The sequence below is a fragment of the Nocardia sp. NPDC004123 genome, assembly GCF_053603795.1.
Genome location: NZ_JBSGGG010000015.1, coordinates 16,836 through 30,196, shown reverse-complemented (window position 1 = coordinate 30,196; position 13,361 = coordinate 16,836). Strand labels below are relative to the sequence as shown.

General features: G+C 69.1%; 13 protein-coding genes. 6 read left to right on the top strand and 7 right to left on the bottom strand.

Going from position 1 to position 13,361, the window contains the following annotated elements; all coding sequences use genetic code 11:
• Window positions 1-183 precede the first annotated feature (183 nt).
• Window positions 184-906: an alpha/beta hydrolase gene (locus tag ACWEQQ_RS22350; protein ID WP_452343670.1), complete on the top strand. Its 723-nt coding sequence runs from the start codon at window positions 184-186 to the stop codon at window positions 904-906.
• A 36-nt stretch (window positions 907-942) separates the two neighbouring features.
• A complete protein-coding gene (locus tag ACWEQQ_RS22345; RefSeq protein ID WP_452349541.1) occupies window positions 943-1,470 on the top strand; it encodes a gamma carbonic anhydrase family protein in 528 nt (175 codons plus the stop codon).
• Here ACWEQQ_RS22345 and ACWEQQ_RS22340 read toward each other — a convergent pair.
• Complete coding sequence (locus ACWEQQ_RS22340; protein WP_452349676.1) at window positions 1,464-2,111, bottom strand: phosphoribosyltransferase; 648 nt, start codon at window positions 2,109-2,111, stop codon at window positions 1,464-1,466. The two genes, ACWEQQ_RS22345 and ACWEQQ_RS22340, sit on opposite strands and share 7 nt — an antisense overlap.
• A gap of 165 nt (window positions 2,112-2,276) precedes the next feature.
• The gene (locus ACWEQQ_RS22335) at window positions 2,277-3,137 is read right to left on the bottom strand and encodes a carbon-nitrogen hydrolase family protein (protein ID WP_452349675.1); all 861 of its coding nucleotides are present in this window, start codon (window positions 3,135-3,137) and stop codon (window positions 2,277-2,279) included.
• 215 nt (window positions 3,138-3,352) lie between these two features.
• Here ACWEQQ_RS22335 and ACWEQQ_RS22330 point away from each other — a divergent pair, with 215 nt between their 5' ends.
• Window positions 3,353-5,149 (top strand): DEAD/DEAH box helicase, encoded by a 1,797-nt coding sequence (locus ACWEQQ_RS22330; protein ID WP_452343671.1) that lies wholly within the window; start codon window positions 3,353-3,355, stop codon window positions 5,147-5,149.
• Window positions 5,150-5,230: 81 nt separating this feature from the next.
• On the opposite strand, the gene ACWEQQ_RS22325 is transcribed toward ACWEQQ_RS22330, so the two are convergent.
• On the bottom strand, window positions 5,231-5,983 hold the full coding sequence (locus ACWEQQ_RS22325) for a hypothetical protein (protein ID WP_452349540.1): 753 nt from the start codon (window positions 5,981-5,983) through the stop codon (window positions 5,231-5,233).
• A 226-nt stretch (window positions 5,984-6,209) separates the two neighbouring features.
• On the opposite strand from ACWEQQ_RS22325, the gene ACWEQQ_RS22320 reads away from it, so the two are divergent.
• On the top strand, window positions 6,210-7,379 hold the full coding sequence (locus tag ACWEQQ_RS22320) for an acyl-CoA dehydrogenase family protein (protein WP_452343673.1): 1,170 nt from the start codon (window positions 6,210-6,212) through the stop codon (window positions 7,377-7,379).
• A 9-nt stretch (window positions 7,380-7,388) separates the two neighbouring features.
• Window positions 7,389-8,516, top strand: coding sequence for an acyl-CoA dehydrogenase family protein (locus ACWEQQ_RS22315; RefSeq protein ID WP_452349539.1), 1,128 nt, complete (start codon window positions 7,389-7,391; stop codon window positions 8,514-8,516).
• Window positions 8,517-8,901: 385 nt separating this feature from the next.
• On the opposite strand, the gene ACWEQQ_RS22310 is transcribed toward ACWEQQ_RS22315, so the two are convergent.
• A complete protein-coding gene (locus tag ACWEQQ_RS22310; RefSeq protein WP_452343692.1) occupies window positions 8,902-9,396 on the bottom strand; it encodes a hypothetical protein in 495 nt (164 codons plus the stop codon).
• A 228-nt stretch (window positions 9,397-9,624) separates the two neighbouring features.
• Between ACWEQQ_RS22310 and ACWEQQ_RS22305 the strand changes: the two genes are divergently transcribed.
• Window positions 9,625-9,945: a hypothetical protein gene (locus ACWEQQ_RS22305; RefSeq protein WP_452349538.1), complete on the top strand. Its 321-nt coding sequence runs from the start codon at window positions 9,625-9,627 to the stop codon at window positions 9,943-9,945.
• Window positions 9,946-9,956: 11 nt separating this feature from the next.
• Here the strand turns inward: ACWEQQ_RS22305 and ACWEQQ_RS22300 are convergent, their stop codons facing one another.
• The 3 genes from ACWEQQ_RS22300 to ACWEQQ_RS22290 form a co-directional block, all read right to left on the bottom strand.
• Window positions 9,957-10,883: a hydroxymethylglutaryl-CoA lyase gene (locus tag ACWEQQ_RS22300; RefSeq protein ID WP_452349537.1), complete on the bottom strand. Its 927-nt coding sequence runs from the start codon at window positions 10,881-10,883 to the stop codon at window positions 9,957-9,959.
• Window positions 10,880-12,091: a CaiB/BaiF CoA transferase family protein gene (locus ACWEQQ_RS22295; RefSeq protein ID WP_452343677.1), complete on the bottom strand. Its 1,212-nt coding sequence runs from the start codon at window positions 12,089-12,091 to the stop codon at window positions 10,880-10,882. The genes ACWEQQ_RS22300 and ACWEQQ_RS22295 overlap by 4 nt, the downstream gene beginning before the upstream one ends.
• A 271-nt stretch (window positions 12,092-12,362) precedes the next feature.
• On the bottom strand, window positions 12,363-13,313 hold the full coding sequence (locus ACWEQQ_RS22290; protein WP_452343678.1) for a TauD/TfdA dioxygenase family protein: 951 nt from the start codon (window positions 13,311-13,313) through the stop codon (window positions 12,363-12,365).
• Window positions 13,314-13,361: the final 48 nt, after the last annotated feature.

Genomic DNA, 13,361 nt, shown 5'->3' with positions numbered 1-13,361 from the left:
GCGCCCCGCAGCCGCCGACAGCGGCTCGAGGCCCGGTCGGGCGCCAGAAATCGCATCGCCATTCCGGCGTGTCGCCCGGCGGCCGCTCGGCGGCGCGTCGCTGTCCGGCAGGTTCGCTCGTTACTCGCCAGTTGCTTGTTTCGAGCGGCCCCGCAACCCGTGCGCGTCTGTCACAATCTGCCGATGCTCTACCTAGCGGGCGCTCGCGGCCGCCTTCACTACCGCCGATGGCAGCTCGATGATGCACAGGCCGTCCTGGCGTTCTTACCCGGAATCGGCCAGCACAGCGCGCACTACCATCGATTCGCCCGGGCGCTGGCCGCCCGGGGCGTCGAACTCTGGGCCCTGGACACCTCCGGGCACGGTCTCAGCGAAGGAGATCCCGAAAGGCCGGGCACCATCCACGAGCTGGCCGCCGACGCCCGGCTGTTCCTGGACCAGGTGCACGCGCACGCGACCTCCACCCCGTTCCTGATGGGTCACTCCCTGGGCGCGGCCACCACGCTCGCCGTGCTGCGCGACGCGCAGCCGGGCGACTTCGCCGGACTGGTGCTGTGCGGGACGCCCAAGGCGGTGCTGGAGGGCAGGTCCCCGAAGTCCGCCCGCGGCGCCGAACCCGCGAATCATGCTCGCGCCCAGGGCGGTTCCCGCTCGCGTGCCGCACTGGCGACCGAGCAGGAGTCGGACTGGCCGGGACCGCGGCTGCCCGCGGGCCTGCCGGTGCTGATCGTGCACGGCGCGGACGATCGCCGGGCGCCGGTGGAACCGGTGCGGGAGTGGTCGGCCCAGGTCGGCGCGCGTTTCCACACCTACCCCAATGCCGGCCACGACCTGCTACACGAGCCCGCGCACGCCGAGGTCACCGCGGAGATCGTCGAATTCGTGCACGCCCGCTCGCTGGTCTGAAGGATTCGCGCTCGTCCGAAGGATTACGGTGAGGGCGTGCCCCTCTACGAATTCGAAGGCAAGCGCCCGACGGTCGATCCGACCGCGTTCATCGCGCCCACCGCGACCCTGATCGGCGATGTGCGCGTCGAGGCGGGCGCCTCGGTCTGGTACGGCGCGGTGCTGCGTGCGGACCTGGCGCCCATCATCATTCGGGAACGCGCGAACGTGCAGGACAACGCCGTGATCCATGTGCCGCAGGACGTCACCGTGGAGATCGGCGCGGGTTCGACGATCGCGCACTCGGTGGTGTTCCACGGCGCGACGCTGGGCGCGGAATCGATTGTGGGCAACGGCAGTACGGTCCTGGACATGGCCAAGATCGGCAGCGGCGTCATGATCGCCGCGCACTCGCTGGTCGGCCCGGGGCAGGAGATTCCCGACGGCGTGCTGGCCGCCGGCTCACCCGCCCAGGTCAAGAAGCCGCTCGCGGGCACCCCGGCCGAACTGTGGGTCAAGACCAATCCGAGCTTCTACGCCGACCTCGCGCAGCGACACCGCACGGGCATCACCGAGGTTCAGTGATCCCTATCCCGGGAAGCGGTGGGGCGCAACAGCTTCACCACTTCCGCATCGGTGAGCTGATGGAAGTCCCGGTAGGCCCCGCCCACTCCGCCGAGGGCCCGCGGCACCAGCGGGCACACCACCTCGTCGGCGATCTCCCGGATCCGGTGCAACGCTTCGACCGAGGACACCGGCACCGCCACCACCACCCGGCGCGGCTCGTGCAGCCCGGCGATCTCGCAGGCGGCGGCGACGGTCGCGCCGGTCGCCATGCCGTCGTCCACGATCACCACGGTCCGGTCCTTCAGATCGATCGGCGGCCCGGCCCGCAGTATCCCGCGACGGCGCTCCAGCTCGGCCCGCTCGACGAGCTCGATGTCCGCCAGCTGATCGGGCGTCACCCCGGTATGCCGCACCACGTCGTAGTTCAGCACCCGTACGTCGTCCTCCCCGATGGCCCCCATGGCCAGTTCCGGCTGCCACGGCACCCCGAGCTTGCGCACCAGCAGCACATCGAGGTCGCCGCCGATCACGTCACGCACGGCCACGGCCACCGGCACCCCGCCCCGGGGCAGCCCCAGCACCAGCGGATCCGCCGCGCGCAGGTGCCCCAGCACCCCACCCAGCGCGCGTCCGGCGGCCACCCGATCCGGATAGATCATCGCTCTGTCCATTTTGCCCCTCCGCTCCGCTCCGGGGCAGGGTTCGCGGCCCTGAGGTCTCGATTCTTCCCTCCCTACGCTCCTCCGCTTCGCTCCGTCGCTCCAAGGCGGAGGTCTATCAAGCCGGAGTCCGGAATCGAGACGGCCGCGAACCCGTGGGTGGCTCTACTCTCGGCGGATTGTGTAGCGGCGTAATGCCAGGCTCGGATTCGTGGTGCGGACTTCGGTGAGGTGGTGCAGGTCGATGTGGGCGGTGGCGATGCCCGGCTGGTCGCCGAGTTCGGCCAGCACCGCGCCGGTGGGGGAGACGATCATGGAGGCGCCGGATCCGCGCGGGGCGGCCTGGTCGGCGGCGGCGACGTACATGGTGTTCTCGATGGCCCGGGCGCGCAGCAGCGTGGTCCACTGATCGACCTTGCCGGGACCGGGAATCCACTGGGCGGGCAGCAGCAGGACATGAGCGCCCGCGGCGGCCAGCCGGCGAATACCTTCGGGGAAGCGCAGATCGAAGCAGGTCTGCAGCCCGAACACCACGCCGTCCACGGTGAAGGTCGGGGACTGGTCCAAGGGGCCGGGGATGAGCAGATCGGATTCGCGCGATCCGAACGCGTCGTACAGGTGCACCTTCCGGTAGACGGCCGCGAATTCGGCGTCGGGGGAGGCGGCGACGAGGGTGTTGTAGACGTGCCCGGCGGGCTGGTCCGGGCCCCCGGACTCGACCACGCCGGCGACCACGTGCACCCCGAATTCGGCTGCGATACCGCGTAATCCGGTGACGAACGGCCCGGTCAGCGGTTCCGCGGCGGCCAGCACTCGATCGTCGAGGCGCTTGGTGGCGAACATCGAATACTCGGGCGCCACCACCACCTTCGCTCCGAGTTCGCTGGCGGCCCTGACCTCCGCGCGCAGGGCGGTGAGATTGGCCACGGTGTCGGTGTACGGATCGAACTGCACCACCGCCACATCCACCGACCCGGCCGGTTCGGTCCCGGCGGGCCGCTCCGCCGCGGCGGCCGTTTCGTGCACGGCTGTCGCCACTGCTCCCGAGCTGCCCGCATCGGCGGTGGCCAGGGTCGCGGTGACGTAGTTGCGAGCGGGAGCGGGTTCGGGATTTCCGAGTCCGGACACGGAACTCGAGGGCGTCGGGGCGGCGGGCGCGGGCGGGTTGTCCGGTTGCACGACTCCCAGGGTATTCACCCGATGGTCAAGCCCGCAGCTAGCAGGCAGTAAAATCCGTGGCAATGAGTACCTCACCGGCCGACAGCGTTCCCACTGACGACGAGAGGGACGTTTCCGGCCCGTCCTTCGCTGATTTGGGTATCGATGACCGCATCCTGCGGGCCATCGCCGATGTCGGCTACGAATCGCCGTCGCCCATCCAGGCGGCGACGATTCCGCCGTTGCTCGACGGCGCGGACGTGGTGGGCCTGGCCCAGACCGGTACCGGCAAGACCGCGGCCTTCGCCATCCCGATCCTCATGGGCATCGAGATGACCGGCAAGGCCCCGAAGGCGCTGGTGCTGGCCCCGACCCGGGAGCTGGCCATCCAGGTCGCCGAGGCGTTCGGCCGCTACGCGGTGCACATGCCCGGTCTGCATGTGCTGCCCATCTACGGCGGTCAGAACTACGCGGTCCAGCTGTCCGGTCTGAAGCGCGGTGCGCAGGTGGTCGTCGGCACGCCGGGCCGCGTCATCGACCACCTCGAGCGCGGCACCCTGGACCTGTCGCAGCTGCAGTACCTGGTGCTCGACGAGGCCGACGAGATGCTCAAGATGGGCTTCCAGGACGATGTCGAGCGCATCCTCGCCGACACGCCCGACGAGAAGCAGGTCGCGCTGTTCTCGGCGACCATGCCGGCGGCCATCCGCAAGATCTCCAAGCAGTACCTGAAGAACCCGACCGAGATCACCGTCAAGACCAAGACGTCGACGAACACCAACATCACCCAGCGCTGGGTGCTGGTGTCGTATCAGCGCAAGCTGGACGCGCTGACCCGCATCCTCGAGGTCGAATCCTTCGAGGCCATGATCATCTTCGTGCGCACCAAGCAGGCCACCGAGGAGCTGGCCGAAAAGCTGCGCGCGCGTGGGTATTCCGCGGCCGCCATCAACGGTGACATCGCGCAGGCGCAGCGTGAGCGCACCATCGGCCAGCTCAAGTCAGGTGTGCTCGACATCCTGGTCGCCACCGACGTGGCCGCGCGCGGCCTGGACGTGGAACGCATCTCGCACGTCGTCAACTACGACATCCCGCACGACACCGAGTCCTACGTGCACCGCATCGGCCGCACCGGCCGCGCGGGCCGCTCCGGTGACGCGCTGCTGTTCGTGGCCCCGCGCGAGCGCCGGCTGCTCGACGCCATCGAGCGCGCCACCCGCCAGCAGGTCACCGAGATGCAGCTGCCCAGCGTCGAGGACGTGAACGCCCAGCGCGTGCAGAAGTTCGGCGACACCATCACCGAGAATCTGACCTCGGTCAATCTGCCGTTGTTCCGCAAGCTGATCGAGGACTACGAGCGCGAGCACAATATCCCGCTGGTGGATATCGCCGCAGCGCTCGCGGTGGGCGGCCACGACGGCGACAACTTCTTCATGGAGCCCGATCCGGAGCCGACGGCACGCGAGCGCCGCGAACGCGCCCCGCGTTCCTTCGACGAGCGCGACCGCGGTCCCCGCGAGCGTCGCGAGCCGAGTGGCCCGTCCCGGCATCGCCAGACCGGCGCGGAGCTTGTCACCTATCGCATCTCGGTCGGCAAGCGCCACAAGGTCGCCCCCGGCGCGATCGTGGGCGCCATCGCCAATGAGGGTGGCCTGCGCCGCAGCGACTTCGGCCACATCAGCATCCGCCCGGACCACTCGCTGGTGGAGCTGCCGGCCGACCTGTCCAAGGAAACCCTGAATGCATTGAGCCGTACCCGGATCAGCGGTCAACTCATCGATCTCCAGCTGGACCAGGGCCCGCCCGGAGGGCGCTCCATGAGCCGCGCGCCGCGCCGCGAGGGCAAGCGCCCGGACGCCCGGCGCAAGCCGCGGTTCTGAGCCCGCCGCTCGAAACGATCAACGCCCGCATCCAGAAGGGATGCGGGCGTTGCGTTTTCGAGGGTGCGGTGTCGCCGTGGGTCAGTTGGTTCCGGGCGCGCCCGCGGCGGGGGCGGCGTCGGGAGCCGGTGCCGGAGCCGCCGGGGTCGCCGGGGCAGCCGAGGTGGTCGGGGCCGAGGCGTCCGGGGTGGCGGGGGCGGCAGGCTGGGCGGGCGGGGTGTCGGACACGGTGAACAGGCCGACGGTCGGCAGCACCACGCAGCGCGCGCCCGGGTAGTCGATGGTGCCCCACAGCGAGGCGACAACGGTGCCCGCGCCGGCATCGACGGTCTTCGACAGCGAGGGCAGGTTGTACTCGGTCTGGTCGTCCAGGGCGGTGATGCCGCTGCGGCCGTTGTTCACATTGAGCCAGGCCACGCTCAGGCCGGAGGCGGTCGGAAAACCGTTCTGCTGCGCCATGACCTGGAAGCTGACATTGCCCGGCGGCAGCGACACCGAGGTGTTGGGGCCGGTGACGCCGGTGACGGCCATCGCCGAGGTCAGACTGAACGGCATGTTGAAGCCGCAGCCGAGGGTGGGCGCCAGGTACGAGAACGGCGTGAACTGAACGTTTTCCAGCTTGGCGGCGGCGATCAGCTGGGCCGATCGGGCGATGTCGGCGACCGCGGCGCGGCCGTCGGCATTGTCGCCGACGGCCTGGGTGAGCTGGTCGATGCCGGTTTCGACGGGCGTCTTCGGCTGGTCGGCGGTGGCCGCGCTGGTCGCGCCGACGGTGGCCGCGGCCGTAAGGGCGGCGACCGCCAGGGCGCGCCGGGACAGAGTCCAACCGTTCACTCGTGCTGCTCCTGCGTCGATTCTCGCCGAGCCACAACAGCCCGACGTCCCGGAATTCGGGTATCGGATTCCTGGGCAACCTACCAGCTCAGCTCGAGAGCCGGGATGCCGAGTCGCTGCGAGCCGGGCACCCCGCGCCGTCCGGTCGGTGTGATCCGGGTGACATTCAGACCATTACCGGGGGGTAAGTTTGATGGCGACATCACAGCGACGCTCGGGAGAAGCAATGAAGCTGGCCCTATCGCCCGATGAGGTGAAATTCCGGGACGACCTGCGCGAGGTCTACCGGACCAAGATCCCGGCGGAGATCCGTGACCGCGTGAAATACGGTCACGAGCTCTCTCGCGATGACATCGTCACCACCCAGCGCATCCTCAACGAGGACGGCCTGGCCGTGCCCAAGTGGCCGGTGCAGTGGGGCGGCCGCGACTGGTCGCCCATGCAGCTGCACATCTGGGAGGACGAGATGCAGCTGGCCTGCGTGCCGGAGCCGCTCACCTTCAACGCCCAGATGATCGGCCCGGTCATCGCCCAGTTCGGCTCCGAGGAGCTCAAGCAGCGCTTCCTGCCGGCCACCGCCAATCTCGACATCTGGTGGTGCCAGGGCTTTTCCGAGCCCGACGCGGGCTCGGACCTGGCGGCGGTGCGCACCACCGCGGTGCGCGACGGCGACTCCTACATCGTCAACGGCCAGAAGATCTGGACCACCCTGGCCCAGTACGCCGACTGGATCTTCTGCCTGGTGCGCACCGACCCGACCGTCAAGAAGCAGGCCGGTATCTCGATGCTGCTCTTCGACGTCAAGAGCCCCGGCGTGACCATCCGGCCGATCAAGCTCATCGACGGCCACCACGAGGTCAACGAGGTCTTCTTCGAGAACGTGCGGGTGCCCGCCGATCAGCTGGTCGGCGAGGAGAACATGGGCTGGACCTACGCCAAGTTCCTGCTCGGCAACGAGCGCACCGGCATCACCGGTGTGGGCCGCACCAAGGTGAAGCTGGGCGTCGCGAAAGAGTATGCGGCGCAGATCCGTTCGGGCAGCGGCACGCTGCTCGAGGACCCGGCGTTCGCCGCGCGCGTGGCCGAGATCGAGAACGAGCTGCTGGCGCTGGAGCTCACGCTCATGCGCGTGGTCTCCAATTCCAATGACGGCAAGCCGAATCCGGCCTCGTCGGTGCTGAAGCTGCGCGGTTCGGAGCTGCAGCAGGCCGCCACCGAGCTGCTGCTGGACGTCGCCGGGCCGGACGCGCTGCCGGTGAACGCCGGGGACATCGCCTCGCCCGGGTGGGCACAGCGCAGCGGTCCCGGCTATCTCAACTTCCGCAAGACCACCATCTACGGAGGCTCCAGCGAGGTGCAGCGCACCATCATCGCCTCCACCATTCTCGGATTGTGAGCCGCCGCCATGGATTTCGAACTCACCGATGAACAGGTCATGCTGCGAGAGACGGTCCGGGATCTGCTGGGCCGCGCCTACGACCCGGAGACCCGCCTGAAGGTCACCGACACCGACCTCGGCTGGAACCGCGACGTCTGGCGGCAGCTCGCCGAATTGGGCGTCCTCGGACTGGCTTTCGACGAGGAGGACGGCGGCGTGGGCGCCGGGCCGGTCGAGACCATGGTGGTCATGGAGGAGATCGGCCGCCGCAATGCGCCCGAACCCTTCCTCGACGCCGTGCTCGTACCCGGTGGGCTGGTGGCCCGCGCCGGCACCGCCGACCAGCGGCAGCGCGTGCTGCCCGCGCTCGCCGGTGGCGAGACCCTGCTCGCTTTCGCGCACCAGGAGCCCGGCACCCGGTGGCCCGCAACCGAACTGGCCACCACCGCGGTCCGCGACGGTGACAGCTATCGGATCACCGGCGTCAAGAACCCCGTCCCGCACGGTGACTGCGCCGATCAGCTGGTGGTCAGCGCCGCCCTTCCCGGCGGCGGCATCGGCCTGTTCCTGATCGCGGCCGACGCCGAGGGCGTCACCAGCACCCCCTACCGCACCTTGGACGAGCGCCGCGGTGCGCAGCTCGAATTCGCCTCCGCCGCAGCCGAGCTCCTCGGCGAGGGCGGTGACGCGCAGCCGGTGGTGGACGCGGTGGAGGTGGCGGCGCAGGCGAGCCTGTGCGCTGAATCCCTCGGCGCGATGGAGGAGGCCCTGCGGCTGACCGCCGAATACCTGAGGACGCGCAAGCAGTTCGGCGTCACGCTGTCCAAGTTCCAGACCCTGACCCAGCGTGCCGCCAATATGTATGTGTCCCTGGAACTCGCGCGCAGCATGAGCCTGTACGCCACGGCCGCCGTCGCCGACGGTTCCGCCGACCGGGTGGCGGCGTCGCGCGCCCGGCTGCAGGTCGGCCGCTCCGCCCGCCACATCGGCCAGGAGTCCATCCAGATGCACGGCGGTATCGGTATCACGACCGAATACCCTGTCAGTCACTACGTTGCCCGCCTCACCGCCATCGCCCGCACCCTGGGCGGCGACCTGGAACACCTGCGCGTTCTCACCGACCGCGTCGGCGACTACACCCTCGTGGAGTTCTGACCCGCACCACCGCGGCCGCGCCCCGCTCCACCCGGAGCGGGGCGCATTGCCGGACGCCGAGTTCATTGGTGCACAGTGGATCTCGGCGTATTCCTGTTTGCTCCCGCGTTCGGTGGTCTCGAGGGGTGCGAAGCTGGAATTTCGGTGTCGGGTACAGGTAGGGCGGGCGTAGGGTTCGGGTATGGCACGGCTGGCCCGGGATCCGCAGAACTATGTGGTGCTACCCAAACAGCCCTGGCTGGACGGCATCAACTCCGGCACCGGCACCATCCGTCAATTCGTCGCGGTGCCACTGGGATTGGGTGCGACCGTCGAGAACCAGGTCACCGGCGAGGAGACACACGGTCGAAGACGGCGACTGGTGCGCTCGGTGGGACCGGCCGCGCTACCCGTCGGAGTTGTCCGAGGCCGGGTGATCCGTGGTCGGGAGAGCGGTCGGCGGGACCGTGGTGACCGGGAGTTCGGTTGTGGCGCGCGGGCTTTCGGTGGTGGCCGGGCGCGTGGTGGTGCGCGACGGCGTGGAGCGGGTGCTCGCATTCGGGTCCGCGGCCGGGTCGTCCGGGGTGCCGGTGATGGTGGAGATCGGCGCGCGGCGGGAGGGCTGGTCGGCGGCCACCCGCCAGGTGGGGGACGGCGGGATGACGACGGCGGGCGTGGTGCTCGCGCTGCTGTTCGTCGAAGTCACCGGCGCCGCTTGCAGATCGGCGTTCAGCGGCGGCGGCGCGACGTAGGTGTCGGTGTGCCCGAGGCCGCAGGCGCCCAGGAGAATGAGCCCGGCCGACACCATGCCGACCGCCGCGGCGGCACCCGCCACGGGCTTGGGCAGGTGACGCAGCGGGGTGAGGCCGCGCTCGTCCGCGCCGGCGTTGCTGCCGTCCATTCGTGGCACTCCTGATTCGTGTCGAGTGGGCTCACCCTAACGGAGGCCGCAGGGTGGGGCCAGGCGGGTGGTCGGTTCGATAACCGGACGGCGCAGGCGATTCCGTAGGCCTCGGAAATATCTCAAACAGCCATGATTCAGATATCGAATTAGTAAACTCGCCGCGTTTTGGGCACGTGTCGTATGGACTTTCCGTTGCAGAGCCGTAATGTGTGTCCAAAGTTACACGTGAGACGCTCGAAATTTGCCGAGGGGCGCGCCGAAGAATCGCGAGACCCGGCGGGCGTCATCGAGGAGTGGATGATGGGTGCATTTTCGGCATCTCCGCTGCGCGCATCGGCGCGTGCAGGAGAACCTGCCGCCCCCGGGCTGCGGATGTCGGCAATCCTGGCCCGCGTCGTCGCCTGGCTGATCTTCCTGGGTGGGCTCGCCGGCGCGGTACTCGGCATTGCCGGCCTACGCGTCGAAATCACCGTCGCCGGACTGATTCTCGCCTGCACCGCGGGTTTGGTGTTGCTCAAACTTCGGGCCGACGCGCAGGCTGGCTAATTTTCCGCGAATTAGGCATTTGCGGCAATTACCCACTCGAATGCTTCGGCTTCGGATCGTGCGCCCTCAATCGTCCGGGATCGGTTGGGCTCACCGAGTTCCGTCAGCAACTCTTCGGAAATCCTTGCCAGATCAGACAATACGGACGGGGTAAACCATTCCGGACGGGTAGCGAACAGCAGATCCTCGCTCGAGGTGTTGCCGGAGGCGCCCGGCGCGAACGGGCAGCCGCCCAGCCCACCCAGCGAACCGTCCACCACGGCCGCGCCGGCGGCCAGGGCAGCCAGGGAATTCGCGACGCCCATGCCCCAGGTGTCGTGACCGTGAAAAACGATGCGGTGCTGCGGCGTTCCCCAGCGCCCGGTCGCGGCCACCGCGCCGATGAGCGCGCCGACCTGACCCGGATGCGCCTGGCCGAGGGTATCGGCCACCACGATGTCCGCCGACCCCTCGGTGCGCGGATCGGTGGCGATGGCCAGGACTCGCGCGGGATCCACGGGCCCGTCGAACGGGCAGGTGAAAGCCGTTGCCAGACAGAGCTGAATGCGCCCGCCCGCCTCCGCCGCGAGCCGCACCGCCTCCGGCATGGCGGCCAGGCTGTCCTCGGTGGTGCGGCCGATATTGGCCTTGTTGTGCGCATCCGACACCGAGAAGCAGTACTGGAAATTGCGCACGCCGGCCTCCGCGGCCCGCGCCACGTGCCGGGGTGTGGCCACCCAGACCCAGCAGCGTTCCAGTTCCGCGGGCGTGAGCTGGGCGACCAGATCGAGGGTATTGGCCATGGGCGGCACCAGATCCGGGCGCGCCATGGATCCGATCTCCAGCTCGGGCACGCCCAGCGCCAGCAGTTGTCGCGCGATCTGGACCTTGCGCTCGGTGGGCAGCACTTTCCCGGTGAGCTGCAGGCCGTCGCGCAGCGTGACATCGCGCAGGGTCATGAGTTCGCCTCCAGGGCATCGATATCGGCGTCGGTCAGACCGAGCAGGCCGGTGAGCACCTCGCGGGTGTGCTCGCCGAGGTCCGGGCCGACATTGCGGATGGGCAGCGATCGGCCGCCGATCACCGGAACGATGCCCGGGAAGCCGACCTCCTTGGGCTCGGGCTCGCCCACGTCGACCCGGAAGGGCTGGATCATATTGCGCGCCCGGTACTGCTCGTCGGAGACGATGTCGGCGGCGGTGTAGATGGGCCCGCACGGAATCGCGGCCGCCTCCAGCACCCGCAGCGCCTCCTCGCGGGTGCGCACCCGTGTCCACTCGGCGATCGAGGCGTCGAGCCGCTCGCGGTGGCGCCAGCGTCCGGCGTTGTCCTGCAGCTCCGGATCGGCGGCGAGGTCCGGACGGTCGATGACCTGCATGTACCGCTGGAAGATGGCGTCGCCATTGCCGCCGATGATGATGCTGGTGCCGTCGCTGCACGGATAGGCATTGCTGGGCGCGATGCCCTCCATGCGCCCGCCGACGCGTTCGCGGTTGATGCCGTAGGCCAGATAGTCGGGCACCAGGGATTCCATGACCGACAGGATGGATTCGTTGAGCGCCACGTCGATGACGCGCTGCTCCAAGGGAACCCGCTGCACCCGCTCGCGCTGGAACAGTGCCATCACGGTGCCGAACGCGGCGTAGATCCCGGCAATGGAATCGCCGATGGACACGCCGACCCGCACCGGCGGCCGGTCCGGATCGCCCACGAGTTCGCGCAGCCCGCCGACCGCCTCGGCCACCGCCGCGAAGCCCGGCCGCTGCGCGAGCGGACCGGTCTGGCCGTACGCGGAGATACGGGTGATGACCAGATTCGGATTGGCCTCGTTGAGCACCTCGGGCCCGAGCCCCCACTTCTCGAGCATCCCGGGCCGGAAGTTTTCCAGCAGCACATCGCACTGTTCGATCAGATCCAGCACGATCCTGCGCCCGGCCTCGGTGCGCAGATCCAGCGTGATGGACTTCTTGTTCCGGTTGACCGTCCGGTACAGCATCGAGGTGTCACCGCCGTAGAGCCGCCAATTCCGCAGCTCATCACCGGTTTTCGGCCGCTCTACCTTGATCACCTCGGCCCCGAAGTCCCCGAGGATCCGCCCTGCCGTCGGCGCGGCCACGTAGTTGCCCAGTTCCAGAACCCGAACGCCGTCGAGCGGCCGAATCTCCATGCTCACAGTCTGCACGATGGGTGTACCCCGAAAACGGCGAAGCCGGTGCGACGGTCGAGAGGACAGTTGCACCGGCGTGCCGATCGCGGAACCTGCAACGACTCCACGAAAGTTCGGACCACCCTGTCGGTTCGCGGCCCGTCTCGTTCTGGACTGAGCGGAGCCGGGGGAGCGAAGCGGAGGAGGCGGAGGAGGCGGAGGGAGGGAAGAACGAGACCTTCAGGGCCGCGAACCCGCCCGGAGCGAAGCGGAGGGCAAATCAAATACCGCTTCAGGCGGCGCGGGGTGCGACCTCCTCGATGATCGAGTAGTGCTCGGCGTTGCCGGTGATGATGGTGCTGGTTTCCCCGTGCACGCCGACCGGGACGTCGCCGGCGAGCGTGATGCGGGTGAGGCGGCGGGGCTGGCCGTCGTAGTCGTCGATGGCGTAGTGCTGGGTGGCGCGGTTGTCCCAGATCGCCACATCGCCGAGCTGCCAGTTCCAGCGGGTGGTGTTCTCCAACCGGGTGACACGGTTCTGCAGCAGCTGGAACAGGGCCTGCGATTCGGCGGCGGAGAAGCCGACGAAGTTCTTCACGAAATGCCCGAGCAGCAGCGCGCGTTCGCCGGTGACGGGGTGCACGCGCACCACCGGGTGCTCGGTCTCGTAGTAGGTGGACTCGAATTCCTCGCGGTAGGCCTTGATATTGGCCGTCACCTGCGCGTTCTCGCCGCGCGCTACCTCGGTGCGGTCGGCGGCGTAGTCGTAGGCATTGGTGTGGCGGGCGCGCAGGTTCTCGACGAGGGCCCGCAGCGGCGCGGGCAGCGAGTCGTAGGCCGCCACGGTCGAGGCCCAGGTGGTGGAGCCGCCGTAGGGCGGCAGGTGTACCGCGCGCAGGATGGACGCCTTCGGAATCCGGTCCACGAAGGTGACGTCGGTGTGCCAGCTGTTGGCGCGGCCGTACTCGGAGTCGATGGGCAGCGTCTTGACGCCCTTGGAGGTGACGGTCGGGTGCGGGGTGGTCGGCGCGCCCAGCAGCTGCGCGAACTCGTACTGCCCGTCCTCGGTCAGGTGCTCCTGCCCGCGGAAGAAGATGACCTTGTGCTTGTGCAGCGCGTCCTGGATGGCCTGCACGGTGACCGAATCCAGATCGCCGCCCAGGCGCACACCGTCGATGCGCGCGCCGATCTTGCTGCCCAGCTGCACGACAGTGAGGTTGGATGTTGCGTAATCGACGGACATGCAATGCCTTTCGCCCGATGGAGTGCGGCCCGGATTCGAGCCGTGATC

Coding starts and splice junctions, on each gene's coding strand:
- ACWEQQ_RS22350 (WP_452343670.1), top strand. CDS start 184: ATGCTCTACCTAGCGGGCGCTCGCGGCCGCCTTCACTACCGCCGATGG.
- ACWEQQ_RS22340 (WP_452349676.1), bottom strand. CDS start 2,111: ATGATCTATCCGGATCGGGTGGCCGCCGGACGCGCGCTGGGTGGGGTG.
- ACWEQQ_RS22330 (WP_452343671.1), top strand. CDS start 3,353: ATGAGTACCTCACCGGCCGACAGCGTTCCCACTGACGACGAGAGGGAC.
- ACWEQQ_RS22320 (WP_452343673.1), top strand. CDS start 6,210: ATGAAGCTGGCCCTATCGCCCGATGAGGTGAAATTCCGGGACGACCTG.
- ACWEQQ_RS22315 (WP_452349539.1), top strand. CDS start 7,389: ATGGATTTCGAACTCACCGATGAACAGGTCATGCTGCGAGAGACGGTC.
- ACWEQQ_RS22310 (WP_452343692.1), bottom strand. CDS start 9,396: ATGGACGGCAGCAACGCCGGCGCGGACGAGCGCGGCCTCACCCCGCTG.
- ACWEQQ_RS22300 (WP_452349537.1), bottom strand. CDS start 10,883: ATGACCCTGCGCGATGTCACGCTGCGCGACGGCCTGCAGCTCACCGGG.
- ACWEQQ_RS22295 (WP_452343677.1), bottom strand. CDS start 12,091: ATGGAGATTCGGCCGCTCGACGGCGTTCGGGTTCTGGAACTGGGCAAC.
- ACWEQQ_RS22290 (WP_452343678.1), bottom strand. CDS start 13,313: ATGTCCGTCGATTACGCAACATCCAACCTCACTGTCGTGCAGCTGGGC.